Below are 2,211 nucleotides of genomic sequence, written 5' to 3' on the forward strand. Positions count from 1 at the left end.
CGCCGACGACGACCCCAGCGAACCCCCAGGCACCGTCACCTCGGCACCACCCCCGGAAGTCGACGCGAACAGCCCGGGGCTCAAGCTCGCCCAAGGCGCCACCCTCGCCCCCGCGAAGGTGCTGGACATCAAGTCGGTCGTCGAGGACCTCGGCGGTGAGGAGCGCAGGGAGGACACCAACCAGAACGTGACGTTCGCGCTCCAGGCGGAGGTCCTCTTCCCGAAGGACAGCTCGAAGCTGAACCCGGAGGCGCGTTCCCGTATCCAGGCGATCGCGGACGAGATCAAGGGGCAGAACCCCACCACGGTCCGCGTCTTCGGCTTCACGGACAACCTGGGCTCGTACGCCCACGGCCTGACCCTCTCGAAGAAGCGCGCCGAAGCCGTCCACGCCCAGCTGGCCGGCGCCCTCGGCTCGGACGTCACCTTCGAGGTGCGCGGCTACAGCGAGGACTACCCCATCGCCGACAACACCAGCGAGGAGGGCCGCCGCAAGAACCGCCGCGTGGAGGTGTCGTTCCCGAGGGGCGCGAGCGCGAGCGAACGGAGCTGAGGGTTGCCCGCCCTGGAACCACAACCGTCTCGTGGGCCTCGCCCGACCGTGTCAGCCCAGCGCCCGCCGGATCGCCGCGAGCATCGTCTCGGGGGAGTGGAAGACCTCCTCCGCCGTGAAGCGCAGAACAACCCGCACCTCGGGAGACTGCTGGAGGTCGTTGAAGCGGGCCACGTCACGCCGGTGGTCCTCACGACGACCGTGGTAGGCGTACCCCTCGATCTCGACGGCGACGCCCCGCTCCCGGAACAGGAAGTCGACCCGCAGGACGCGCCCGCCACCGGTGAGGACCCTGGCCTGCGTCTCGGGTCGCAGGCCCGCGTCGTACATGCGCAGCCGGGCCATGGTCTCGGCGGGTGAACCGGATGTGGGATCGGCGAGTGTGAGGTGGCGCCTGGCGCGGGCGGCGCCGTGCGAGCGCTCCGCGAGGGAGGCGGCGACGCGGTCGAGGCGGGTCAGGGGTGCCCGGCGCAGTGATGACTCCCCGTCAGTGACCGTACGGTGAGCCAGCGCCGATTCGACGGCCACCAGTGCCTCGTCACGCGGGCAGGTCACCAGCAGGTCGGCCAGGGTCCGGTCCACGCTGGTGACCCGTAAGCCGTCGCGTACGGCGATCTCCTCGGGGCGCATCGCGCAGCGATGAACCCGCACGTACTTCCGCTTCCGCAGTCCGTCGGGATCGGTGAACTCCGCCTCCACGCGCAGCAACTCGATCCGCCACAGCCAGGCCGCGGCCCGATGGCTCACCACCAGCCCGGGCGCGGCGAGCTGCGTGGCCCGGAGCCGGGTCCGCAGGTCGGACGCCCTGCCCGGCTCCGCCCAGGCACCCTCCCCGAGCGTCGCCCACCCCTCCTCCCGCAGGCGCCGGAAGAGAGAGGACCGTGACCACCCCTCGGCCACGGCCCACGAGGTCAGCAACAGGCCCCCCAGGGCCAACTCCCGCAACTCCCGCACGCACCCATGCTCCCGCACAGGGCCCGCCTACGACTCACCCCTGTGGACAACGGTCCCGCGCACCCCCTGCGGGGCGAGCAATTGTCTCCGCAGTCCCAGGGCTGCGCTTTGGGTGATGCCTCTGACCTGGGTGTACGCAAGGGAGCCGGGCGCACGCGTGGGACGGAGAGTCCAATTGCTGGGCTGCTATTCGGGGATCGGGTCGGCCACGAACGTGCCCTTGCCGTGAACCGTGACGATGAGCCCCCGCTCGCGGAGGACCTGTGCGGCGCGGCGGATCGTCAGGTAGGCGACCCCGTACTCGACGGCAAGATCCCGCTCGGCGGGCAGTCGGGCCCCGGGACGCAGTTCGCCGGCTGCGATGCGGGCGGCCACGTGGTCGGCGACCGCGACGTATACGAGCTGTGGTCCTCGTGGGTCGAAGTCCGGAATCTTGTTCTGGTCGCTCACATGGCCACCGTAAGCACCGCTGACCTGCAAGGACCATCATTAAGCTATGCAGAGCTATACATGGCTTGGTAGGGTTGGGGCCCCAAACGAAGACCCCGGCGACGGATGCTGGCCGTCCCGGGGCGTGGCCAACGCTGCACAAGGAGCGTCGACATGCTGGACCTTATCGTCCGAGCCCTGGCATGGGTGCTGAACACCTTTCTGCCGACCCCGCCCGGCAGGCACCGGGCCGGAAACACCCCGCCCCCGCACAT

At 70.3% G+C, this 2,211-nt stretch carries 3 protein-coding genes; 1 reads left to right on the top strand and 2 read right to left on the bottom strand.

Annotated features, from left to right (window positions below):
- Window positions 1–553 (top strand): OmpA family protein (locus FNH04_RS45190; RefSeq protein WP_152792028.1); only part of this gene is annotated, 553 nt, incomplete at its 5' end.
- 51 nt (window positions 554–604) lie between these two features.
- On the opposite strand, the gene FNH04_RS45195 is transcribed toward FNH04_RS45190, so the two are convergent.
- Window positions 605–1,507 (bottom strand): hypothetical protein, encoded by a 903-nt coding sequence (locus FNH04_RS45195; RefSeq protein ID WP_322725705.1) that lies wholly within the window; start codon window positions 1,505–1,507, stop codon window positions 605–607.
- A 186-nt stretch (window positions 1,508–1,693) separates the two neighbouring features.
- Window positions 1,694–1,957: a winged helix-turn-helix domain-containing protein gene (locus FNH04_RS45200; protein ID WP_322725706.1), complete on the bottom strand. Its 264-nt coding sequence runs from the start codon at window positions 1,955–1,957 to the stop codon at window positions 1,694–1,696.
- Window positions 1,958–2,211: the final 254 nt, after the last annotated feature.

It is taken from the genome of Streptomyces phyllanthi, from assembly GCF_009377205.1.
Lineage (GTDB): Bacteria > Actinomycetota > Actinomycetes > Streptomycetales > Streptomycetaceae > Streptomyces > Streptomyces phyllanthi.